Origin of the sequence: Salinisphaera sp. SWV1, assembly GCF_052044155.1 — a bacterium.
Taxonomy (GTDB): domain Bacteria; phylum Pseudomonadota; class Gammaproteobacteria; order Nevskiales; family Salinisphaeraceae; genus Salinisphaera.
Window position 1 is genome coordinate 1 of record NZ_JBQDYE010000024.1, and the last position, 21,633, is coordinate 21,633.

Here is a 21,633-nt window from a genome sequence, read left to right on the forward strand (position 1 = left end):
TTCGCATCGGTTCGGCTCCTATTCACTCTCCACTGCTGACTATTGTCCCGAGATTTGTCGGGTTTTTCAGCAGCGCCTTAATGGGCCCGGCGTGTCAGGCAGCGGCTCGATACCGGACAGAACCAGCGGCGCTAACCAGTCGATCGAACACTGCGGACCGAAGAAATGGATCGTGATGTCGGCGCCCAGACGCTGTGCGCTGTGTAATACCTGCAGCGGCCCGGCCAGATCGAGCGGGACCTGGCCGGGCAGCATTAAGACGCCGACTTCGAGCGGGGTTGCCTCGGATTTTGTTGCACTTTCAGCCATGGCCTTGCCATTCATCGATCAGCGTGGCCGTATCGACGATACGGGCAAAACGATCCGCCAGGACGAGCTCGGTACGCGCCCGGATCTCATCCGCTGGCCAAGTACGATCGTTGCGCGTCATGGGAAACGTCAGGGTCGCGTCGCTGACGAAGTCGACCGTAAAGCCGAGATCGGCGCCGACACGCGTCGTGGTCTCGCAGCATTGTTCGGTCCGAATACCACTGATCGCGATCCGATCGATGCCGCGTTCTTCGAGCCAACTTTGCAGGCTCGTGTCGGTAAACGCGTTGTGGGCGCGTTTACGAAAAGTAGCGTGGGCTTCGTCGGCAAAGCCCTCCAGCGGACGAACCAGGCCCTGATCCGGGTCGAACGGGCCCGCGGTGCCAGGTTGCTCGTGGAATATTCGGACCAGCGGCACATTCGCGCTCAATGCCGCATCGATCAATGCGCGTTGCCGTCTTGCCCACGGATCCACCAAAGCCTCATCCCAGTAATCACGCGCCGTAAAAGACGCCTGAACATCAATCATGAGGAGTGCGGTTGTCATCATCAATTCTCTGTGTGGTTTGCGATGCAACCAGCTTACGAAGCAATTGGGATACCACCGAGGGGAGATGCGGCACAAAACCGGACGTTTTTGGCCAATATAATCGCGAAGCTCAATCGGCGGCACGCCAGGCATCGGCAGAGTGGTCAGGTAGTTTTTATTACCGGCCGGCGGTCATAGCCGACCCACCGGCGAGTGCGATCGCGGCCATGCCGATGAGTTTTGCCCAGCCGACGTCCTCACCGAAGAACACGACGCCCCAGATCGCCGCAAACACGAGATGAGAATAATCAAAGGTGGCGATCACCGGCGAGTCCCCACGTTGATACGCCGCTGCCATGCTGGCGCTCGCGGCCACGATAATGCCGCCCAACGCGACAATGGGCAGCCAGATCAAAGGGTCGATCGAGCACCAGCTGTCAACGATGAAAGCGGCTGTTTCGTTACTGGCGTATGGCACAGGCAGCCCATCGAGCACGCCCAGCATGATCGCGCCAACGATCGGGAAACCCACGTTCATCGCGAGCGAGATCATCCACGGGCTTTCGTGTTGGCAGCGATGTCGCGTGACCCACGCTTGCAGCGCATAGCACACAGCAGCCCCGATCGGTAGCAGGCTAGCCGCCGAGAACGCGGCACTCGTCGGTCGAAGCACGAGCAGTACGCCGGCAAAGCCAAGCACCAAGGCAAAAATGCGCCGCCCGGTCAGCGATGGGCCGCCCCTGAGCCACGTCAACAGCACCAGAAACAAGGGGAACGTATAAAGGCCGGCCGAGGCGACCGCCAATCCAACGGTTGGCAACGCGGCATAGAAGAACACCCACATCGCCACCATGAGCAGACTACGAACGACCAGCCAACCCGGACGATGGAGCCGTCGTGCCGTTCGTCGCTTGGTGGCGATCAACGTCGCCAGCAAGGGCAGGGCGATCCAGGCGCGCATCACGTACAACTGCCACACGCTGATGTCGTCGGTCAGCGTCTTGACCAGCGCATCGCCGATTGAGGTCAGAAAAGAAGACAAGACCATCAGGCCGATCGCCTGGCGCATGCCGTTGGTGGAGGGCTCTGGCACCACATCCTCTGTGTGACTGGACGCTACCATCCTCATCACGCAGACGAACGGCGTCATGCGATTTATATGATAGTTCGCTTGCGTTTGAGTAAAGTCATGCCATGTCGTCTTCTCGTTATCGTCTGCCACCGCTGGCCGCCTTGCGACCATTTGAACTCGCGGCCCGGCATGAGAGTTTCAAGCGGGCCGCCGATGAGTTGCATCTCAGTCAAGCGGCGATCAGCCGCCAGATTCGGGCGCTCGAAGCCGATGTGGGCACGCCGCTGTTCACCCGGCATCATCGCCGCGTGGCATTGACCGCCGAAGGCCGTAGCCTGGCGGATGCCGTGATACGTGGGCTCGCAGAGATCGGCAAGGCCGCTGACGTGTTACGCGCACGCCGCCCCGAGGGCGAGGTGGTGGTTCTCGCCGAACTGTATGTCGCGATGTATTGGCTCGTGCCGCTGCTGCCGGCATTTCATGCCGTCCATCCCGACCTGACAATTCAGGTCAGTGCCACCACCGAGCCGGTAACGCGAGCTGGCGATCGCTTCGATCTCGCCGTTCAGAGTACGGATCGCCCCGCGGGCACGCTGACGCCGCTGTTTACCGCATTCGACGATATTTTTCCGATCTGTGCTCCAGGCTTCGCGGCGTCCGGGTCGATGACGCTCGAAGAATTGGCCGAGCAGCCCCTATTTTACTTTCGCGAACCGCCCGATGACTTTTGGCTCAATTGGCCGCAGTGGTTCATGCAGGTGGGCGTACCGATCGAACCGGCCGCGCCGGCGCAGATCTTCGATAGTTATCCGGTCATGGTTCAAGCCGTTCTGGCCGGTCACGGCATTGGGCTAGGCTGGGGACGGGGTCTGGGTTCACTGCTCGAACGCGGTGATTTGGTCACCCCGACGCGCGAGTCGCTGCATCAGCCGGCAGGTATGGCAGTCTATAGTAACGGCGTGTCGGCACCATCGACAGCTGTCGGTCACGTCGCCGATTGGTTGCGTCAGCGATTGAATGAACCGACGGTGAGTTCGACGTGAATCGTCGGCCGACAGGCGAGCTTTTCACGCACCCTACCATCAAATTGCATCTTCAAATGGAGGCTTAGATGCCTAGGAACGGCGAGCATGACTATTCCGCTACCGTGGTTTGGACCGGCAACTTAGGGGACGGAACAAAAAATTACCGCGCGTTTTCCCGCGATCACGAAATAACGTGCGGAGTTAAGCCGACGATACATGGATCGGCTGACCCAGCATTTTTGGGCAACTCATCTCGTTACAATCCGGAAGAGATGTTGCTGAGCTCGCTTTCTGCGTGTCACATGCTTTGGTATCTGCATCTATGCTCAGATTCTGGAATTACGGTATCCGATTACATAGACAAGGCGACGGGCATAATGATTGAAAGTGAAAATGGCAGTGGTCATTTCAAATCGGTCACGTTAAAACCAAGTATCAAAATCGGCGTAGAAGATGATGCTGAGCTGGCCAAGTCACTTCACGATAAAGCGCATTCCTTTTGCTTTATCGCGAATTCAGTGAACTTCGAAGTCCGATGCGAGCCGGCAATACGCAATGGGTGACCGTGTGCCTGTCAAATCGCTGTAGTGGATTTCCGCAGGTGCTGGACAGCTAGGGTCAACGCAGAGCCCGTGGGTGAATCGCGACTCGGCGCGCGAAGGAGGTAGGGAGATATGCATCAAATTCTGGTTTACGCGGATTCGCTCAGTTGGGGCATTATTCCGGACACCCACGAACGATTTGACTTCGGGCAGCGCTGGCCGGGCGTTATGGAGCTCGAACTGGCCAAATTGGGAAAATCGGTTCGCGTTATCGAAGATTGTCTCAACGGCCGCCGTACCGTCTGGGACGACCCCTACAAGCCGGGGCGCAACGGACTGACCGGCTTGGAGCAGCGGATTGAAATCCACTCACCGCTGTCACTGGTTACGGTGTTCCTGGGCACTAATGACTTTCAATCGATGCACCAGCGTACGGCGTGGGAGTCGGCTCAAGGCCTCGGCGCGATCGTGGCGGCGATTCGTCGGGCACCCATAGAGCCCGGGATGTCCGCGCCTGAAATACTGATCATCGCGCCGCCAGCGATTCAAAAAGCAAAAGGCGCGATCGCGCCGAAATTCGAGGGCGCAGAAATTAAAGCGGTCGGTCTCAGCCAAGCCATACGGCAAGTAGCAAGCGATGCCGGTTGTCATTTCTTCGATGCAGGCTCAGTCACGAAGACGAGTCGGGTCGACGGTGTCCATCTGGACGAAGATCAGCATCTGACGCTGGGCAAGGCCATGGCTGGGATGGTCGGTCAGTTGCTGTGATCGCGGGGGTATGCCATGTCTCACAAAGACCAAGTACGACGGTTCTACGAACGGCTGTGGGACGCGCACGATAAATCCGCGATACCCGCTGTTTTAGGGCCTGTTGCCGTTCCGTGCGAGTCCGCGCCAAGCGCTGTTTTGTGGCAAGACGAGGCGTAGTGCGCGCCGCGCAGTCATTCTGCGCAAGCGTGCTGCAACGCTGGATTGCCGCAAAACAGCGCTTGTCCCGAAGGGTTGGGCCGCAAATCGTGCCCGGCGGCGTTGCAAGTCTTGATCGTGGCACGCCACGATCGGCGACTCGCGCCTTGCCGGACACGATTTGCGGTCTCCAACGCGGCGCTCGCACGAAACGGCAGCAGGCCCTAAGCGAACAATGCACGTTTCGGGGCTCGCTCGGTGACCAGAAAAGCGGCCACGACGGGTTTATTGAATACGTCGACGATGCCCATCGTGCGCTCAGCGAATACCGTTGTGTTATCGAAGAACTGGTCGCCGAAAACGACAAGGTGTTCGCCAAAATGCTGTTTACCGGTATTCACCGCGGGCGCTTCATGGGCGTAGAGCCTACACAAAGACGCGTCAATTGGCATGGTTGCGCGCTGTTCTCGTTCGACGGCGATCTGATAAACGATGTCTGGGTACTCGGGAATTTGCAGCCGCTCAAACAGCAGTTGCATGCTTGATGACTCGGGTTCAGTTGGATCGGTATCAGGAGGAGGCGCCATGTTCGATTACAGCTTATTACACTGGATGACGTTTTTCGGCGCCGCCGTCTTGCTGAATATATCGCCCGGCCCGGATATGGCGTTCATCATGAGCCAGGCGGCGCGGCGCGGGCGCCATGCTGGGTTCGCCGCGATGTTCGGTGTGTGGACCGGCGCATTGGTCCATGTTGTGTTAGCGGCGGTCGGGCTATCGGCAATCCTGCTGGCGTCCGCAGACGCGTTTACCGTCATCAAATGGATCGGCGGCGGCTACCTGATCTGGCTTGGGATTCAGTCCCTGCGCTCGGATGGCGGCGGGATGCTCGGGGAAAAATCAAGCGTGGGCGTGAGCGCAGGCCGGATCTATCGGCAAGGTGTCATGGTCGCGGCGCTCAATCCCAAGGTCGCCATGTTTTTTCTGGCCTTTCTCCCCCAGTTCGTGGTGCCCGGCGCCGGACCGGTAAGTGTCCAGCTTTTCCTGCACGGCGCATTGATCATTGTTGTCGCCGCCATGATCGAGCCGTGGATCGTACTCGGCGCGGCGAAAGCGGCTCGAGTGTTGGCCCATAACCACCAGGTTGGGCTGTGGCTCGATCGCAGCCTCGGCGCGCTGCTGGTGATGTTCGGACTGCGCCTCGTTTTCAGCGCAAGGGAGTGACGGATGGCCGCCGGTGAGAAGGCCGGCATGTAGCAACTTCGGCCGGCGACGACGAACGACGCATCGGCTATCACGGCCCTGTGCCGAGCGTCTCGGGTTCTGGTTGAAGAAAACGGTTGGCGGTATCTTCGTCGGGCTGGGGGTGCGGTTGGCCTTGAGCGGGCAGCGTTGATTGGCCAGCCCAAGCCGGTCAATGCCGAATAGAAATGGTTGGGTTGCGCGCGTGACTGGTTCTACATCCAGTATCGCTATCATATGACGCAACTACCCGCGAAGACCTTGGCGCCGGATATTCGCGTGAATGCCGTCGTGCCCGGCCTGGCCAATACGCCGATAACGGCCAGCTGCGACAAAGCGCAGACGTTATGGCGTGATCACGCGCCGATGGACCGTGCCGCCGACCCGGCCGATATCGCCGACATCGTGGTTGTACTCGCGCAGCTGGCTTTTCTCACGGGCGAGATCGTTATCGCTGGCAGTGGCTTGAACCTGACATGACGAATGCCCGCATCGAGGTTTAGATCGCCTCTCAGCGGTTGACTCCGGGCGCTTTCCCCGCTGCGGGCCGGTTAATCAGGATGAGGCCGGCGACGACCAGCAGCATGCCGATCAATGCGGGCACGGACAGTCGGTCGCCGAACAACAGGAAGTCCCACAGTACGGTGGCAGGCGGAACGCAGAAGAACAGGCTGGTGACCCGTGTAACCTCGCCCCGCTGAATCATGAAGTAAAGCAGCAGTGTCGCACCGACCGACACGACCAACGACATCCAGCCCAGCGTCAGCGTGAACACCGGCGTCCAGTGAACGGATTGCCCCGGCAGCCACAGCGCAATCACCACCAGAACCACCGCACTTACTGAATACTGCACGGCCATGTCGCACAGAATGGGTCTCGACGCACTGTTGAACTTTTGCATGAGCGTGCCGGCGGTAATACCCAGTAGTGCCAACAGGCCCCACACAAGGCCTGCTATCGGCACCTGATGCGCGAGCGCGCCAACACCGACCACCAGGATCAGGCCGCTGAGACCGAGCACCAAGCCTAACCATTGGCGTGCGTGTGTTTGCCGAAAACGAACCAGGCCGGTCAGCAGCGGCTGGGTTCCGAGAATGATCGCCATCATGCCAGGGGTCAGTCGATACGCCAGTGCCAGAAAGAAACACGATTGATAGACCACCTGCATCAACAGGCCGGTTGCGACGGTGATGGCCAACCCCGACCGCGAATACGGCCATTTCGGCCGCACCCACAGGATAATCAACCACACGGCCAATGCGGCGATGGGCATCCGCAGCGCCAGAAACGCCAAGGCGGTCGTATCCTGCAAACCCAGCTTGACCACGATGGCGCCGGCGCTCCAGATGAGCACAAAGGCATAGGGGATGGCGTTCACGCCGCGCGGGCGGCCATGATCATGAACCGACATGACTCTGTTCTCGGATCGCAGTGGGTACAGGCATGCGGCAGCATAGGAGTGGATCGATCGATCATTCCAACTATTTATACTGGGCTCATTCATAACCAATGCTTATGTATTAGCCGCGACGGTAGCCGCCATGAAACAGCCAGTCGATCCCGAGTTGTTGAGAACATTTATGTGCGTCGCCGATACGGGCACGTTTACCGCCGCGGCTCGGCAGGTTCACCGCAGTCAAGCCGCAGTCAGCTTGCAGATGCGCAAACTTCAGGAGGACATGGGTGCGCGCTTGTTCGAAAAGTCCGGTCGATGTAAACGACTCACCGCCGACGGTGAAAAACTACGGGTTCATGCGCACCGTATCCTGCGCGCCTACGAAGCGGCGGCCGCTGCCTTCGACCGGGAGCCGCTGAGCGGTCATATCCGTTTTGCCGCACCGGATGATTTCGCGGCCACGCTCTTGCCCGACCTGCTGGCGCGTTTCTCGAAGACGCATCCCGAAGTCGGCGTCGAGTTGTACTGCAATACCTCCGCCAATATCTTGCGCCGCATCGAGGCCGGCAGTCTGGACATGGCATTGATTACCAGCGGGCCCGGCGACGACTTCGGCCGCGTCATTCAACGCGGCGCGCTTGTCTGGATCGGGTCGCCGGAAACCGCTGTCTACGATCACGACCCGTTGCCCCTGGCGCTGTTTCCCGAAGGCTGCCGCTTTCGTAAAGACGCATTGCACGCGTTGGAACAAGCCGGCATTCGCTATCGTCTGGCCTACACCTGTGTCAGCCTTTCAGCGGTGACCGCGGCCGTCGGTGCCGGCCTTGCGGTCAGTGTACTTCCCCATCGCTGCCTGCCCGACTTATCGGCCCGCGTGGTCGAGTTGACTGCGGCGCGGCATCTGCCGGCATTGCCCGATTACGAACTGTCGGTCTGGCGCAATGGCGCCAGTGGCAATACCGCGCTGCTCGACCACTTGGAAAACTACTTACGGCAGGGCTCGCTCACTACCACGGCACACTCGGCGCGTACGCTCGAGCCCTTTCGCTCCGGACCGACGCCCGTTTCGGATGGTTGATGGATTGCAAGAGCGCACTGAGCTTACGAAGTCCGCAAGATCGGTAACTGATTTCAGGTCGACCCCACTGGGTATATCGTCAAACTGACCACGGCTTGGTCCTGACAAAAAATGGCGGGGCGTAGGCGTGCCTGCATCGGACGAACTCAAAATCGCGCGATGAACTCAGACGGTTGATTCGCTGAGACTGCGGTTCTTGTTTTCTCCCGGGGCCTGCCGGCGACCGAAATGGCCAAGGTGTGCCGGGCGCCGAAGTGGTCGTCGTGGCCTTGGCCCAGCGCCTGTTTGTCTTGGTTTTCGTCGGCGTCGACGATGTCGCTGCACGCACGTCGTCGAGGCAGTGGGCCGACAATCTGCGGAAAATTGTTTCGTTACTCAAAACGAAGTTTCAAGCCCGCCACATTTTGCTGGCCAGCGTGCCGCCGATGCATCAATCCCCGGCGCTGCCACAGCCCTTGCGCTGGTGGCTGCGCGCACGCGCGAAAAGACTCAATCGAATCATGCAAAATATTGCGCAGGATAACGCGGCGTGTCGTTTTGTTCCGGTGATCTTTCCCGCCGAAAAAGTTCATTTCGCAGTCGATGGCTTCCATCCGGGCGCGGCGGCGTATACGTTATGGGCAGATCGCATCGCTAGAATTATCCAATCCGAGCTGGAAGCCGTCGCTACCTCTTTTTAATTGCTATGAAGCGTCTTGTTAAAACAACCTACCTGGAGATGCGTGAACCCGGGCAGTTGCGAGCCGCAAAATCCGGCTACGACCGGTTTCAATTAATCCAGAGCGAAATAGCGTCGCCCGAGTTTAATCGTTTCCTGTACGCTGGCGTCGGCGCTGAATGGTTCTGGACTTCACGGCTCTCATGGACGGATACAGACTGGCTTGCCCACCTGAATCGTCCTGAAACCGAGATATGGGTCGCCCATGTCTCGGGTACGCCGGCGGGCTATTTCGAACTTGAATTTCAGAACGACAAACGTGTTGAAGTCGTATATTTCGGGCTTCTACCCACCTTTATTGGTACGGGTATCGGGGGCGCGTTTCTTACCACAGCCATTTCCCGGGCCTGGGATATGGGCGCCGAGCGCGTATGGGTGCACACCTGCACACTGGATCACCCCAAAGCGCTACAGAACTACCAGGATCGCGGATTCAAAATATTTCATACCGAAGAAGCGATGGAAGAGATCCCCGAAGCGTTTTCATAGCTCAGAACAAGTGTCCAGCCGGATAGACGAAATTAACGGCTGGCGTGCCGTAGCGCCTGTGGTGGATGGCCGAGACGTCGGATGAAGGCTCGCCGCATCCGTTCGGGGTTGGCGAAGCCAACGGCGCGGGCGATTTGTGCCACGGATAGTCCGCCATCGTCGAGCAGTCGTCGTGCTTCTTCCACCCGAAGACGCTCGACCGCTCGCGCAGGTGTCAGGCCGGTTTCGGCTTTGAACCGTCGCGTGAGTTGTCGCGCGCTGAGCGCGGCTGCCGAGGCCAGGCATTCGATCGACAGATCGGCTTGCAGATGGGCATGTGCATATTCCAGCGCGACACGAACACGATCCGACGCCGGTTGCAGCGCTTGCAAGGCCGAAAACTGCGACTGGCCGCCCGAGCGTCGATGATAGACCACCAATTCGCCGGCGATCGCTCGCGAGAGTTGCGGGCCGAAATCAGATTCCATCAGCGCCAGGGCCAGATCGATGCCGGCCGTGATTCCGGCAGATGACCAGAATCGGTCGTCCTGAATAAAGATACGCTCGCCGTCGACAAGAATCCTTGGAAACCGGCTTTGTAGCTCGCCCGCGTGGCGCCAGTGTGTGGTCGCCTTGCGGCCGTCGAGCAGGCCGGTTGCGGCGAGCACAAAGGCGCCGGTGCAAACGCTGGCGGTCCGGCGCGCTGTGGTGCCGGCGTATCGCACGGCGGCTACGCTGTCGACACAGGCGGAAGCGGCCCGAGAACCGCGGCCACCGACCACGATGAATGTATCAACGGGTTGGCGGTTCCAGCGAGTCGTGTCCGTGACCAGGCCCGACGAGCTGCGAATCAGACCACCGGTCATGGATAACATCTGGATGTCGGCGCTGTAGGCGCGACCGAAATAGCCGGCACTATCGAACACCGACAATGGGCCGGTGAGATCGAGGATATGGAAATCCGGAAATACGAAGAAGCCGACGCGGTAAGTCATGGCTGAAAAAGAGGGAAGGATGACATTCGCGACATCCGCGAAATCGCTATCCTGAATCAACCACCCCAATCAGACCAGCCCATGACAAGCGCCGCTCCCACGACGCATATCGTGTTCCCACTGTATCCGGGCGTAACCCATCTGGATTTTTGCGGCCCGCATCAGGTCTTTGCGCGCCTGCCCGGCGTTCATCTCAGCGTAGCCTCGGAAGGCGGCCGGGATATCGAGGCGGAAGGGCTGGTATTCACAGGTCTGGAAGACCTTGCGACGATTACGCACTGCAATGTGCTGTGCGTGCCGGGTGGATTCGGCTGCGTGGAGGCGATGGCGCGTCCCGGCTTCATGGCCGCGATCCGGCGCCTGGCCGGTTTGGCCGACTACGTGACATCGGTATGCACCGGCTCATTGATTCTGGCGGCCGCCGGTCTGTTAGAGGGGCGGCATGCGGCTTGTCACTGGGCATGGCGGCATATGCTGACCGAGTTCGCCGCGATCCCCGACGAGGGCCGCGTCGTCAATGACGGTAATATCTGGACCGGTGGCGGGGTAACGGCCGGCATCGACTTCGCACTCGCGCTGGTCGCCCGGATCGCCGGCGTGGGCGTGGCGCAGACCATCCAGCTCGCGCTCGAATACGCGCCCGCGCCGCCATTCGATTCGGGCCGCCCCGATCTGGCACCGGAAACGGTCGTCAATGGATATCGTGAAAAGCTGGCTGATGTGCTGCGCGATCGCGAAGCCGCCATTCGTCGCATCGCTGCTGGTCGCGCTAACCGAGCATCGCAATGATCGCTTGGGGCGTGTATTGCGGGCTCAGATGGCTCGGTTTAAGCCGACGATCCGGCGAATGCTTGTTCACGGCAGCGATCGCCGATACCAGCGGCGAGCCTCGGGTCGATACAGAACCGACAAGTGCCCGCCGTCGTTGAGGCGGCCGATGACGTGCGTATCGTCTGAGTTCCCGTTTGGTCCACATCCCGAAAACCCGCGCTCGCGGGTTTTTGTGCCCGGTGCCCGGGATTTTGCGTGATCATGCGCAGGTGCCGCGCAGTCTGCGGGTTCGCCGGGCATGCGGCGCCCCGGTATCGAGGCCAGCGGCGCCCGTTCGTCGGAACCTGTGCCTGTGCTGCAAGATCAAAACAACACTGTTACATAGTCGCAAAGATTGTGTGTCAGCATTCGGTAGCGTGCAGTCCGGATGTCGCTTTCACGCTCGTGCGCATCGTGGCGAAACTCGTTTCGGCTGGATTCATTACGCCATTGCCGACGCCCCGACACGAGGCGTAATCGAACGCGTCGAGCGTCTGGCGCGATCCGCTTTGCTCTGCACAGGGGCAATCTGAGGTTCCATCTTTAATTCGGAAACAAGATCAATGACGAAATTCCTCACTGAGCTAAAACAACAGCGATGGGATGATCACCGTTACTATCATCACAGCCGGATCAACCAGTCACTGCATCTGTTCAGCGCCTGCTGTTTCCTCATGACCTACTTCCTGGTGTTCAGGTCCCCCGTGTCGGCTGCAATAACGGGCTGGTTTCTGGCGATGATTTCCCGGCAGATCGGACACTTCTTCTTCGAACCGAAAGGCTACGACGACGAGAACGAAGCGACCCACGAATACAAGGAATCCATAAAGGTCGGCTACAACCTGCGGCGCAAGATCGTGCTGCTGAGTGTCTGGGCACTTTCGCCGATCGTATTGATCCTCAAGCCAAACCTGTTCGGACTGCTGTCGCCGCATACCGACATCTATCAATTCATGCATAACGTCGCGGTGACCTGGATCTGCATCGGTATCGGGGCCGTGCTGTTTCGCATGGTGCAACTGTTCATGCAAGCCAGCATCGTGACCGGGTTGGCCTGGGCAACCAAGATCATCACCGATCCGCTGCACGACCTGAAGCTTTACTGGAAAGCGCCGCTCTATGTGCTGCGTGGCGATCTCTATGATCCCATGATCGCCAGGTAATGATGCACAGGCGCCGCCGGTGGGGTCATTGCTCGAAGTGGGCGCCCAGCACGTAGTAAAGCGTTTCCAGCAGGGGCAGCACAAACCAGTCGGGGTGGGGGAACCGCATGATCAGGAAGAGCCCCCAGATCGCCAGAACGGCACCGACGTACTGCGGATGGGGAACCAGTGAAAACGGAAAGTCTTCCCGCCAGGGCACGTCGTAGCCCAGCTTGTTGCCGTAGAACACGCCCGTTTTGCCGAGCACGGCGAAGACGCTGAAGTTCAGCACCATCCCCGCGACGATCATGGCGGCGCCAATGAGCCACGGGGCGAGGGTCGCCGTGGGGATCGGGAGGCCATCGGCGAACCAGGCGCACCAGAACAAAAAGACGCCGATCTGCAGCACTTTGAAGCCCCGGAACAAGACCTGGACGACATCAATGGGCGCGCCCAGGGCAGCGGGCAATCGATGGCGGCAGATCTGCTGGAACCTTTCCGGATGACGCCAGACCAGGAAATACGTGACGCGCTCGGCGCTCAAAAGGACTGCGCAGAGCAGGAAAACGAGGGTTGTAGTCATATCTGCTGTTGTCTCTTGGTTCGGGCGCCACCAGCGGAGCCCAGCTTCGCTTGAAGCATTTCCCGGAGGATGCGGCGCTGTATCCGTTGATTGGTAAGGGATGGATCGTGCCACCACCAACCGCCTTCGCTCATTTGCCGGGCCGCGGACACAAAGCGGTCCACGACGGCCGTGAACTCGTCTTCCGTGTAGTTCAGACTGAAGATGAACCGGCCGGTGCCGATCCATGGCAGGGTCAGCCCCTCGGCGATCAAGTAGAACTGCAGCATCCAGTTGTAGCGCGATGGCTGCGTGTACAGGACGGTGAAAATGGACGAGAAATGGGCCACGCGAAGCGGCAGGTGCTCGGCCTCGAGACGCTGGTTGAACAGGCGAGCGCGGCGTTGCCAGATTTCGTCTGCATTGGCATAGATCGCCTGTATATCCGCGCCCGCACTGCGCCGGAGAAACTCGTTCATCGTCGCCATGACATAGGGGTGGGAATTGAAAGTGCCGCGGGCAAAGCAGATATCGACCGGGCGGTCATCGCGGAACCGCTTCATCAGGTGGGCACGGCCGCACACCACGCCCACCGGCAGCCCGCCGCCAAGCGTCTTGCCATAGGTAACGAGGTCGGCTTGAACACCAAAATATTCCTGCGCACCGCGATAGGCGATACGGAAACCCACGAAGACCTCGTCGAGAATCAAGACGATACCGCGCTCGGTGCACACCTGGCGCAGCTCGCGCAGCCACCGTCCGTAAGCCGCCACGTCGGGGTTTGCAGACCGCGCGCTGTTAATCAGCGAACCGTCGCCCGGGGCGTTGGCGTTCGGATGCAACACCTGCAGCGGGTTGACCAGAACACAGGCAATGTCGCGCCGCTGGCGGAGCACCCGCAGCGTTTGTTCGTCCATGTCCCGGAGGGTGTAGACGTCGCCGGTCTTGTGCGGGTTGCCGATGCCGGGCTGAACGCCATCCCACCAGCCATGATAGGCACCGCAGAAGCGCACCAGGTGGCTGCGCCCGGTGTGGTAAAGCGCCAGTCGTACCGCCTGCATGACGGCTTCGGTGCCCGACATGTGGAACGAAACCTCATCCAGCCCGGAGATTTCCGTGAGACGCCGGACGTTGTCCTCGACAACCGGGTGATAGGGGCCAAGCACCGGCCCCAGATCGTCGACCCGCTCGGCCCCGGCTGCAATGCAGGCCTTGTAAAAGTCGTAGCCGAGGACGTTGACGCCGTACGCGCCGGTCAGATCCAGGGACTCGTTGCCGTCGAGATCAGTCAGGGTGACGCCCGCGGAGGCGCTGACGAACGCGCCGACGCTGAGGTGTTCCCGCACGTGGCCGGCATACTGGAAAGGCACCCGGTAGCGACGCACGAACTGCATGTCCGAGACCATCCCGGCGACGCGTTCGCCGGCGGTGATCGACACCGGACTGCGCTCACGCAGGCGGCAGGCGAGTGCCTCGAACGCCTGGCGGCGCTGCCGGCCCACGTCCGCCGGGGCGTCGTCGCTCCGATAGAACGCCTCACCCGTGTAGGCATAGCTTGGCACCTGGCGTGCGAAACGACGGGCGATTCGCCCGTGACCGACAAGCGATGGATGCTTGGCCCGGGACAGCAACAGCCGCGAGTACCCGGCCCGGGCGGCAGCGACCAGGGCCGCGATTACGATAACAATGCCTATGACGAGCATAGTCGACGACATATCAACTCCGATGGGCCGGCAGTGCGGGCTGGCCGGCGATCTTTAGTGGAGAGCGCCCCATGCTGAATGTTGCGCGCGCCCGAGCGGCGCTGAATTTCTGGATCACCAACCGCATGATTCCGCGCCGATTGCTGAGTCGGGCATTCGGAGGGTTCAGCCGCATCGAGCACCCGCTGGTCGCCCGGTTGTCGATCGCCGCCTGGCGTCTGTTCAGTCGTGAACTGGATCTGTCCGAGGCCAGGAAAACCTCGTTCGCCAGCCTGCACGATTGCTTCACGCGCGAACTTCGGGATGGCGCAAGGCCGGTCGATATGCGGGCGTCAGTCATCACCAGCCCCTGTGACGGGGTCGTGGTGGCGTGCGGGCCGATCAGGGACAACATGCTGTTTCAGGCCAAAGGTATTGATTACGACCTCCACGAGCTGCTCGACAACGAATCCTGGGGCGGGCTGTACCGCAATGGTCGCTACGCCACCTTGCGCCTGACGGCCGCCATGTATCACCGTTTTCATGCTCCGTATGACTGCAGCATCCGGCAGGTCCGACACATCGCCGGCGATCTCTGGAACGTCAACCCCCCGACATTCGAGCGCGTGCCCCTTCTGTATTGCCGGAACGAACGTGTGGTCATGCCGCTTCAGCTGGAATCGCTGAATACGACCGTGACACTGGTCGCCGTCGGCGCGGTGCTTGTAGGCAGCATACGGCTGGACTTTATAGATTCGGGGTTAAATGCTCGTGACATCGGGCCGGCCACGATCGCGTGCGAGGCGTCCGTCGCCAAGGGCGATCAGCTCGGCCATTTTCAACACGGCTCGACCATCATCGTCCTCGCCCCGGAACACTGCCGTCTGCACGAGACGATCCGCTGCGGGCAAGTCGTTCGCATGGGACAACCGCTGATGCAGGCCGGCACGTCGGCGTGAGATCAGGCCCCGGCCAGGCGGCTCGTGTGCCGAAACGAAAATTCATCGCCTTGTTTCGGCGTTTTTCACCCCATGCGCGGTTGCGGCCATTTGCCGTATCCGCTGAGACGGCTCACCGGGTGGTCGGCTGTGACGATCAATGACGTCGGAAACAGTCTGCCGATGCCCGGCAACAAAAGAGCCAGGACGGCTAACGACTTCGGCGCGATAACCGGGCAGAGCAAGCCGCAGCCGATCAGTCCCCGCTTGCCGCAGCACATCGCGCGGGCCAGCCAGCGACGCCTCGCCGACTGCGGCTGGGCCGAACAATACGATTCTTTCGGTAAATTACGGCAGCACGATGCCAGGGAGGGCATTTGGTCGTCGCTCGGGGCATCGAACTGGCGGGCCGGGCGCGTGCCTGGGTCGTGCGACGCCATTGCATCCGGCGGCGGAATTTTCGGTAGCAGGTGGTGCTCAGGGCGAGCACGAATAAGCCATGAACCATCATTGCGGAGACGCTCCATACTCACATTGTAACCCAAGCCGTTACGGGTTACGATCAATAGGTGATCAAGAGCTTCAAGCACAAAGGTCTCAAGAAGTTCTTCGAAACGGGCAGCAAGGCAGGGATTCAGGCGCAACACGCCAATCGATTGCGCCTGGTTTTGGGCCTTCTGGATGCGGCTACCAAGGTTGGGGAGATGGATGTGCCCAGTTTGCGGCTGCACTCGCTTTCCGGTGACCGGGCCGATATGTGGGCGGTGAGCGTTTCGGGTAACTGGCGTATCACGTTTCGCTTTGAAGGCGAGAATGTCTATATCGTCAATTACGAGGACTATCACTGAGGTATGGCTATGCGTATGCACAATCCCCCGCACCCCGGCGAGGTGCTCAAGGGGCTTTATTTCGCGCCGATGGCACTCAGCGTCACGGCTGGCGCAGCCGCGTTGGGCGTGAGCCGCAAGACGTTGTCCGCCATTCTCAATGGCCGGGCGGGTATCAGTTCGGAGATGGCGTTGCGGCTGGCGCAAGCGTTTGATACCACGCCGGAAATTTGGATCAATATGCAGGCCAAGCGCGATTTGTGGGAGGCCGAGCAGGCGCACCCGGATTTGAAGGTGCAGCGCCTGGTGACGCGTGGCAAGGACGGCACGTCGCCGCGCCCGATGACGTAGCGGTTTGATGGATAGAATGCGTCGTACGCGCTTGGCAACTGGGCGCTGAGTTAAGAAAAAAGCTAAGCCCGGCGCCTGAGCGTGAAAGCATTCACGTCGGTCGGGCGGAGGGGCCGAGCATGGCGCGGCGGTCCTCATCAACGGGCTGCAATGTGAGTTGGCAGTCGATCCGGCTGGCGGTGCTGTCGGGGGAGAACTCGGATTTATCCTCATTTAAGTTGGTGACGTCGAACACGCCGTGGTTCACGCGGTGCCGTCGACCAGCGGCCGGGCGAGGCCTTTGTCGGGGAGGTTGCGCGGCGCGTCGATGTAGTGCGGGCCGCTGCTAAGCTGGGGCAGTAGGGGGCCGGAGTGGATGATCTGGTCACGCCCGGGCCGAGCGACTGGCGGGTTAGGCGCGCCGCCGGCAGAGCGACCGGGCCAGGTTTGGCCTCGAATATTCACGTCGAACCGAATGCGATTCCATCGAGCGCAAAGTGGTTGCTCCCGTAAATTTTGCGAGATGCTAATCGACCGGTGAGATTGCCCGCACCGGGCGGGTATCGGCTCGTTGATTTATGGAATCCCCGGGAGCCGTTCCAATGGCGTTGAAATGCCGAGCCGAACCCACATAAGCCACGGTACGTCAGAGGCTGTTTTTGCAAAGGCGCCAGTCGGTCTTGGACAAGGAATACTGTGGCGACAGACGCGGCACCATCAATATCTGAACGGCGATCCCGGCGAGCATGACGAGCCAGGCCATTGTCAAGTCATGCAACTGCTCCCGCAATATTCCGCTCACGAACGGCATGATGCTGGCGACAATATAGCCGCCACCTTGCACGAACCCCATCAACGCCCCGGCCTGACCGGCTTCCTGCAGGTGGTCGGCTGTGACGATCAATGACATCGGAAACAGTCCGCCGATGCCGATGCCCAGCAATAAAAGCGCCGGGATGGCTAACGGCTTTGGCGCGATAAGCAGGCAGAGCAAGCCACAGCCGATTAGGACCAGGATCAATAGCAGTATCGGGCGACGGTCTGTGAATCGGTCGACGACCGATGACAGCCCGACGGCCGCGATCACTTGAGCCAGTGTCAGGCCGCCGAGCAACAGCCCGCTACTGGTCCCGGACCATCCGCGTTGAACGTAAAACGGGGGCAGCCAGGCCAGAACGAGCGTATAAGCCGATGTGCCGATCCCGAAAAATACGAGAAGGTACCAGGCGCGGGCGGAGCCCACGGGTAGTGCGTGGCCGGTGCCACCCTGGATTGTTTTCCGGCCGGTTGTGGCCGCAGACCAGATGACAAGTGCGATTACGGCGAAAATGGACCATATGGACAAGGATTCAGGCCATCCTATGGCACGCGATAGCGGAGCCGACGCCGACGAAGAAATCATCGCACCGGCCATGATGCCAGTGGTGTACAAGGCCATCAGCTGGCCTGCCCTGTCTGCGTGGTCGCGTTTTATCAGGCCGGGCAGCACAGCCTGTATAACGGCGATGCCGACACCGCCCAGAGCGGCAGTCGCGATCAGTCCCGGCTCGTCATAGAACACCACACGTGTCAGCGACGCGACCCCAACGGCGATCAGACCGTATAGGACGGTTCTTTCGACCCCGAGCATCCGTTGGAGCAGACCGCCGAACAGTGCAAATATCCCCATCGCGAGCACGGGCAGGGTGGTCAGTAGCCCGGCAACGGTATCGCTCACGCTGGTATCGGACTGTATCGGTCCGAGGATCGGGCCTATGGCTGCCATGATAGGCCGCAGATTCAATCCAACAATAAGAACGGCCGCCGCGAACAGGGTGTAATGCTGACGTCGAATCGTGGCGTTGGCCATAACGTCTCTCCGATTTAATATACGGGATAACTCTCGTAACAAAGAATCTTAATGTCAAGACAAAATGCCGACCCAATGGCACGAGCTGACCTCGCGTTTTCTCAGTGGAAGAAAGAACGCCCGGATCTGGATGCTTTCCCGATGATGCTGTTCGGGCGCCTGTTAGAGGCTGCGGAATTGCTGGATAAGACGCACCTATCGCCGCTTTACAAGAAGTACAACCTGCAACGCGGCGAATTCGATGTACTGGCCACGCTCAGGCGATCCGGCGAGCCTTATGCCCTATCGCCAACCGCGCTATATCGGATGATGATGATTTCGTCAGGTGGGGTGACCAATCGCGTGGACCGGCTTGAGAAGGCGGGTCTGGTCCGCCGCCGCCGTAGTCCGACAGATCGAAGAAGTGTCCAGGTTGAGCTGACAGCCGAAGGGTTGACCAGAGTTGACGCGATGCTGACCGAGCACGTGGAGAGACAACGGGAATTGATCGCTCATCTCTCCAGCGAGCAAAAGGTGGAGCTGGACAGTTTGCTCGCCAGCCTGATCCGGGTTCTGTCCAACGAGTGATAAATGCCAGCACTCGGTGTTCTTCGCTGAGTGGTCTCTGGTACGGGAAATTGGGTGGGTCGTTCGAGCCGCATACTGCAAAGACCCGATCCCAAGGACATGGGTGCCAAGTGCAGTACGGCCGGAAACGTGTCGGTAATCTTTTCGCGCGCGCCGCGAAGTAGCGAAATCGTGTCGACTGGCGACAGTCAGGCTTTGGTCTAGCGCCGGAACGCCGCATGACGCGACAAAGCGTCAAAATCATGCGGTGACTCTGTGCTACAGGATCCGCGCACAGCTCATGGACAAGATCCAGGACAGCAAGCCAGCGCAACAGATCAGCAATTAGGGGCGTGCCGACAGGGTTCCCGGCCGGAATACTGTGATGCAACGCCACACGCATCACTCAACAGGAAATCCATGCGCGATGTCGCTCATAGCGTTTCGGCCGGCCGGCTGCTCAAGAACACCATGGTGTTGCTGCTCGCCGTCACCGTCGTCGGCGCCAACGCATTTCTGCTGAGCCCGATCCTCAAGACGGTCGGCGACAGTATCCACTCGAATGCACCGATGACCGCCTGGGCGGTGTCGGCCTATGGTGGGGCGACGGCCCTTTCCGGCTTGTTTCTGACGGCGCTCCTGCAGCCGCGCGGTTATCGTTTCACGCTGTTCGTGGGTGGCGCCCTGTTGGCCGCCGGGGTGGCTGTAACCGGTCTCGCGGGCTCGCTCGGCTTTCTCGTCACCGGGCAGGCGCTGGCCGGCCTCGGCGCCGGTGTCATGCTGCCCGCCGCGTACGGCGCGACTTCGGTGATCGCGCCGGAGGGGCGCGAGTCGCGGGTCATGGGCTGGGTGATCGCCGGATGGTCGATTTCGCTGGTTCTGGCGGTCCCGACCTCGGCAATGATCGCGCACTACGTCAGCTGGCGGTACGCATACCTCGTCATCACGTTGCTCGCGCTCATCTCGGTTGCGGGCGTGGCGACACTGCCGGCGGACCCGTCGAACGATAGTCCGAGGCGATCGGGTATCACACAAGCCCTGCGTGTTGCGTGGGCGCCGTCGACGTTGCTGGTGTCGTTTTTGTACATGTGTGCGTTCTACGGGGTCTATACATTTCTGGGATACTACACGCAGCGGGTGTTGAACCAGTCCACCATCGGGGCCGGTTTCGTCGTACTCGGCTATGGCCTCGGGTTTGGTCTCGCCAGTGTGGTGGGGGGCGTGATCGACCGATACTCACCCCGCACGCTGGCAGGCCCGCTTTTGCTTATCCTCTGCGCGGTCTATCTTGTCGGCGTGGCCGCCGCGGGCTGCCTTGCGACGCTGGTCTTGTGGGCGATCGTCTGGGGCGTTTTCAACCAGCTCGGGCTGAATTGCCTCGTGACAGTGCTGACGCATCTCAGTTCGGAACACGCAATTCGGTTGCTGGGGTTATACAGCGTGGCCGCCTATGGCGGCGCCATGATTGCGGCCCTCGTGTTCGGCTCGCTTTACCAATGGGCGGGCTTCGGGGCGATACTCGTCCTGGCAAGTGCCCTGTGCATGACGGCTGCGCCGATCGCTGTGAAACTTCGGGGGCGTCAGCATGCAGAACGCGGCTGCGGGGTCTAGTGCTGCTTGGCCGTCGAGGCCGGGCATGGCAAATTGGCCTGGTAACGACTCTGTTCGGAGGGAATGGATGTCGGAAAATATGCCGCCTGTTGTCGGCCCCCGCGAATACCAGGCATCGGTTGACGGTCAGGTCACCGTGTCGAGCGAAAAGCTCGATATCGAAGGCGCTTATGTCGCGTGGCACACCCAGCGTCACAAGACATCGGAATGCCTACGGCCGCCCACGGCGGCGCATCAGTTCGTACTTTATTGCTCGGACGAGGAAAAGGGCGAATATCGCTATAACGACCGAGCATGGCAGCCCTATGCCAAGCGACGTCACCAGTGGTTCATCGCGCCCGCGTTCGAAAACCGGATCATGTGGCGCTGGCGTCAGACCGAGTCGCCGGGGCTGGTGTGCCGCTTCCATCTGTCACCGCATCTGCTCGAGCAGGCGGCATCGCTGCACTTGGATAGGGCCGTTCATCGCGTGCGGTTAAAACACCGCATGAATATTGAAGATGCGCTGCTCACCGAGGTTGCATTCGAGCTGCGGGACGAACTGCAACAGATCGGCGATCGGGCGCGCTCGAGCCGATATAGTCGTGCCCTGATCAATACCTTCGCCTACCGTGTGATCAAGGCTTACGCCGATTCCGCTGGGATCGACAGCCTGCCGGCCGGCAGTCGTCTCACGGATAGTCGAAAGGCCAGACTCGAAGCCTTCATTGATCGCCACCTGGATCAACCGCTCACGATCGACGATCTGTGCCGTGAGGTATGGCTGAGCAAATATCATTTCTGCCGATTGTTCAAGGCGACGTACGGCGAAACGCCGCGCAAGTTTGTACAACGCCGACGTATCGACGAGGCATGCCGACTGCTTCGGGAAACGGAACGCCCGGTCACGGACATCGCACTGACGACGGGATGGTCTGGCAACAGCGGGTTCAGTCGTTGTTTCAAGTCTCATACCGGGGTGACACCGAGCGAGTACCGGCGCGGCCTATTGTAATCCGGCGGTGCATGGCGAGGTGCGGGCAGAGGATGCACGTCGATTTTAGGATCTTCGGCTAT

At 60.3% G+C, this 21,633-nt stretch carries 26 protein-coding genes; 17 read left to right on the top strand and 9 right to left on the bottom strand.

All coding sequences use genetic code 11. From position 1 onward, the window contains the following. Window positions 1–66 precede the first annotated feature (66 nt). The 3 genes from ACS8YF_RS12270 to ACS8YF_RS12280 all read right to left on the bottom strand — a co-directional run bounded on the left by ACS8YF_RS12270 (window position 67) and on the right by ACS8YF_RS12280 (window position 2,060). Window positions 67–324 (bottom strand): hypothetical protein, encoded by a 258-nt coding sequence (locus tag ACS8YF_RS12270; RefSeq protein WP_440850492.1) that lies wholly within the window; start codon window positions 322–324, stop codon window positions 67–69. Next, a complete protein-coding gene (locus tag ACS8YF_RS12275) occupies window positions 302–856 on the bottom strand; it encodes an isochorismatase family protein (RefSeq protein WP_440850556.1) in 555 nt (184 codons plus the stop codon). The genes ACS8YF_RS12270 and ACS8YF_RS12275 overlap by 23 nt, the downstream gene beginning before the upstream one ends. Window positions 857–1,016: 160 nt before the next feature. Continuing rightward, entirely contained in the window at window positions 1,017–2,060 is a 1,044-nt protein-coding gene (locus tag ACS8YF_RS12280; protein ID WP_440850493.1) for a DMT family transporter, read from the bottom strand. Between ACS8YF_RS12280 and ACS8YF_RS12285 the strand changes: the two genes are divergently transcribed. The 6 genes from ACS8YF_RS12285 (at window position 2,033) to ACS8YF_RS12310 (ending at window position 6,105) form a co-directional block, all read left to right on the top strand. Further along, the gene (locus tag ACS8YF_RS12285) at window positions 2,033–2,953 is read left to right on the top strand and encodes a LysR substrate-binding domain-containing protein (protein ID WP_440850494.1); all 921 of its coding nucleotides are present in this window, start codon (window positions 2,033–2,035) and stop codon (window positions 2,951–2,953) included. The two genes, ACS8YF_RS12280 and ACS8YF_RS12285, sit on opposite strands and share 28 nt — an antisense overlap. Window positions 2,954–3,021: 68 nt before the next feature. After that, window positions 3,022–3,498, top strand: a complete 477-nt coding sequence (locus ACS8YF_RS12290; protein WP_440850495.1) for an OsmC family protein — start codon at window positions 3,022–3,024, stop codon at window positions 3,496–3,498. 111 nt (window positions 3,499–3,609) lie between these two features. Further along, the gene (locus ACS8YF_RS12295; protein ID WP_440850496.1) at window positions 3,610–4,245 is read left to right on the top strand and encodes an SGNH/GDSL hydrolase family protein; all 636 of its coding nucleotides are present in this window, start codon (window positions 3,610–3,612) and stop codon (window positions 4,243–4,245) included. A gap of 158 nt (window positions 4,246–4,403) precedes the next feature. After that, complete coding sequence (locus ACS8YF_RS12300; protein WP_440850497.1) at window positions 4,404–4,928, top strand: ester cyclase; 525 nt, start codon at window positions 4,404–4,406, stop codon at window positions 4,926–4,928. Between the two features lie 40 nt (window positions 4,929–4,968). After that, complete coding sequence (locus ACS8YF_RS12305) at window positions 4,969–5,607, top strand: LysE family translocator (protein ID WP_440850498.1); 639 nt, start codon at window positions 4,969–4,971, stop codon at window positions 5,605–5,607. Between the two features lie 255 nt (window positions 5,608–5,862). Continuing rightward, window positions 5,863–6,105 (top strand): SDR family oxidoreductase, encoded by a 243-nt coding sequence (locus ACS8YF_RS12310; protein ID WP_440850499.1) that lies wholly within the window; start codon window positions 5,863–5,865, stop codon window positions 6,103–6,105. A gap of 31 nt (window positions 6,106–6,136) precedes the next feature. On the opposite strand, the gene ACS8YF_RS12315 is transcribed toward ACS8YF_RS12310, so the two are convergent. Next, window positions 6,137–7,036, bottom strand: coding sequence for a DMT family transporter (locus ACS8YF_RS12315; RefSeq protein WP_440850500.1), 900 nt, complete (start codon window positions 7,034–7,036; stop codon window positions 6,137–6,139). A gap of 130 nt (window positions 7,037–7,166) precedes the next feature. On the opposite strand from ACS8YF_RS12315, the gene ACS8YF_RS12320 reads away from it, so the two are divergent. The 3 genes from ACS8YF_RS12320 (at window position 7,167) to ACS8YF_RS12330 (ending at window position 9,306) form a co-directional block, all read left to right on the top strand. Next, window positions 7,167–8,099 (top strand): LysR substrate-binding domain-containing protein, encoded by a 933-nt coding sequence (locus tag ACS8YF_RS12320; RefSeq protein ID WP_440850501.1) that lies wholly within the window; start codon window positions 7,167–7,169, stop codon window positions 8,097–8,099. Between the two features lie 263 nt (window positions 8,100–8,362). Next, window positions 8,363–8,779, top strand: a complete 417-nt coding sequence (locus ACS8YF_RS12325; protein ID WP_440850502.1) for an SGNH/GDSL hydrolase family protein — start codon at window positions 8,363–8,365, stop codon at window positions 8,777–8,779. 5 nt (window positions 8,780–8,784) lie between these two features. Beyond that, a complete protein-coding gene (locus ACS8YF_RS12330; RefSeq protein WP_440850503.1) occupies window positions 8,785–9,306 on the top strand; it encodes a GNAT family N-acetyltransferase in 522 nt (173 codons plus the stop codon). 32 nt (window positions 9,307–9,338) lie between these two features. Here the strand turns inward: ACS8YF_RS12330 and ACS8YF_RS12335 are convergent, their stop codons facing one another. Next, window positions 9,339–10,280, bottom strand: coding sequence for a GlxA family transcriptional regulator (locus tag ACS8YF_RS12335; RefSeq protein ID WP_440850504.1), 942 nt, complete (start codon window positions 10,278–10,280; stop codon window positions 9,339–9,341). A gap of 81 nt (window positions 10,281–10,361) precedes the next feature. Here ACS8YF_RS12335 and ACS8YF_RS12340 point away from each other — a divergent pair, with 81 nt between their 5' ends. After that, the gene (locus ACS8YF_RS12340; RefSeq protein WP_440850505.1) at window positions 10,362–11,069 is read left to right on the top strand and encodes a DJ-1/PfpI family protein; all 708 of its coding nucleotides are present in this window, start codon (window positions 10,362–10,364) and stop codon (window positions 11,067–11,069) included. Between the two features lie 584 nt (window positions 11,070–11,653). Then, window positions 11,654–12,253 carry a hypothetical protein gene (locus ACS8YF_RS12345; protein ID WP_440850506.1) on the top strand — a complete coding sequence of 200 codons (600 nt, stop codon included), beginning with the start codon at window positions 11,654–11,656 and terminating at the stop codon, window positions 12,251–12,253. A gap of 25 nt (window positions 12,254–12,278) precedes the next feature. Here the strand turns inward: ACS8YF_RS12345 and ACS8YF_RS12350 are convergent, their stop codons facing one another. Together ACS8YF_RS12350 and ACS8YF_RS12355 are read right to left on the bottom strand one after the other, a co-directional pair. Beyond that, on the bottom strand, window positions 12,279–12,815 hold the full coding sequence (locus ACS8YF_RS12350; protein ID WP_440850507.1) for a methyltransferase: 537 nt from the start codon (window positions 12,813–12,815) through the stop codon (window positions 12,279–12,281). Beyond that, on the bottom strand, window positions 12,812–14,497 hold the full coding sequence (locus ACS8YF_RS12355; RefSeq protein WP_440850557.1) for an aminotransferase class III-fold pyridoxal phosphate-dependent enzyme: 1,686 nt from the start codon (window positions 14,495–14,497) through the stop codon (window positions 12,812–12,814). The genes ACS8YF_RS12350 and ACS8YF_RS12355 overlap by 4 nt, the downstream gene beginning before the upstream one ends. 71 nt (window positions 14,498–14,568) lie before the next feature. Here ACS8YF_RS12355 and asd point away from each other — a divergent pair, with 71 nt between their 5' ends. From asd to ACS8YF_RS12370, 3 genes are all read left to right on the top strand, one after another. After that, window positions 14,569–15,435 (top strand): archaetidylserine decarboxylase, encoded by an 867-nt coding sequence (gene asd / locus ACS8YF_RS12360; protein ID WP_440850508.1) that lies wholly within the window; start codon window positions 14,569–14,571, stop codon window positions 15,433–15,435. A gap of 548 nt (window positions 15,436–15,983) precedes the next feature. Then, on the top strand, window positions 15,984–16,262 hold the full coding sequence (locus tag ACS8YF_RS12365; RefSeq protein ID WP_440850509.1) for a type II toxin-antitoxin system RelE/ParE family toxin: 279 nt from the start codon (window positions 15,984–15,986) through the stop codon (window positions 16,260–16,262). Window positions 16,263–16,271: 9 nt separating this feature from the next. Beyond that, window positions 16,272–16,592 carry a HigA family addiction module antitoxin gene (locus ACS8YF_RS12370; RefSeq protein WP_440850510.1) on the top strand — a complete coding sequence of 107 codons (321 nt, stop codon included), beginning with the start codon at window positions 16,272–16,274 and terminating at the stop codon, window positions 16,590–16,592. 91 nt (window positions 16,593–16,683) lie between these two features. Here the strand turns inward: ACS8YF_RS12370 and ACS8YF_RS12375 are convergent, their stop codons facing one another. Next, on the bottom strand, window positions 16,684–16,839 hold the full coding sequence (locus ACS8YF_RS12375; RefSeq protein WP_440850511.1) for a hypothetical protein: 156 nt from the start codon (window positions 16,837–16,839) through the stop codon (window positions 16,684–16,686). Window positions 16,840–17,217: 378 nt separating this feature from the next. Further along, complete coding sequence (locus ACS8YF_RS12380) at window positions 17,218–18,420, bottom strand: MFS transporter (RefSeq protein WP_440850512.1); 1,203 nt, start codon at window positions 18,418–18,420, stop codon at window positions 17,218–17,220. 75 nt (window positions 18,421–18,495) lie between these two features. On the opposite strand from ACS8YF_RS12380, the gene ACS8YF_RS12385 reads away from it, so the two are divergent. The 3 genes from ACS8YF_RS12385 (at window position 18,496) to ACS8YF_RS12395 (ending at window position 21,571) form a co-directional block, all read left to right on the top strand. After that, on the top strand, window positions 18,496–18,987 hold the full coding sequence (locus ACS8YF_RS12385) for a MarR family winged helix-turn-helix transcriptional regulator (RefSeq protein WP_440850513.1): 492 nt from the start codon (window positions 18,496–18,498) through the stop codon (window positions 18,985–18,987). Between the two features lie 399 nt (window positions 18,988–19,386). Beyond that, window positions 19,387–20,577, top strand: coding sequence for an MFS transporter (locus ACS8YF_RS12390; protein WP_440850514.1), 1,191 nt, complete (start codon window positions 19,387–19,389; stop codon window positions 20,575–20,577). Beyond that, a complete protein-coding gene (locus ACS8YF_RS12395; protein WP_440850515.1) occupies window positions 20,552–21,571 on the top strand; it encodes a helix-turn-helix domain-containing protein in 1,020 nt (339 codons plus the stop codon). Before ACS8YF_RS12390 ends, ACS8YF_RS12395 begins: the two co-directional genes overlap by 26 nt. Window positions 21,572–21,633 lie beyond the last annotated feature (62 nt).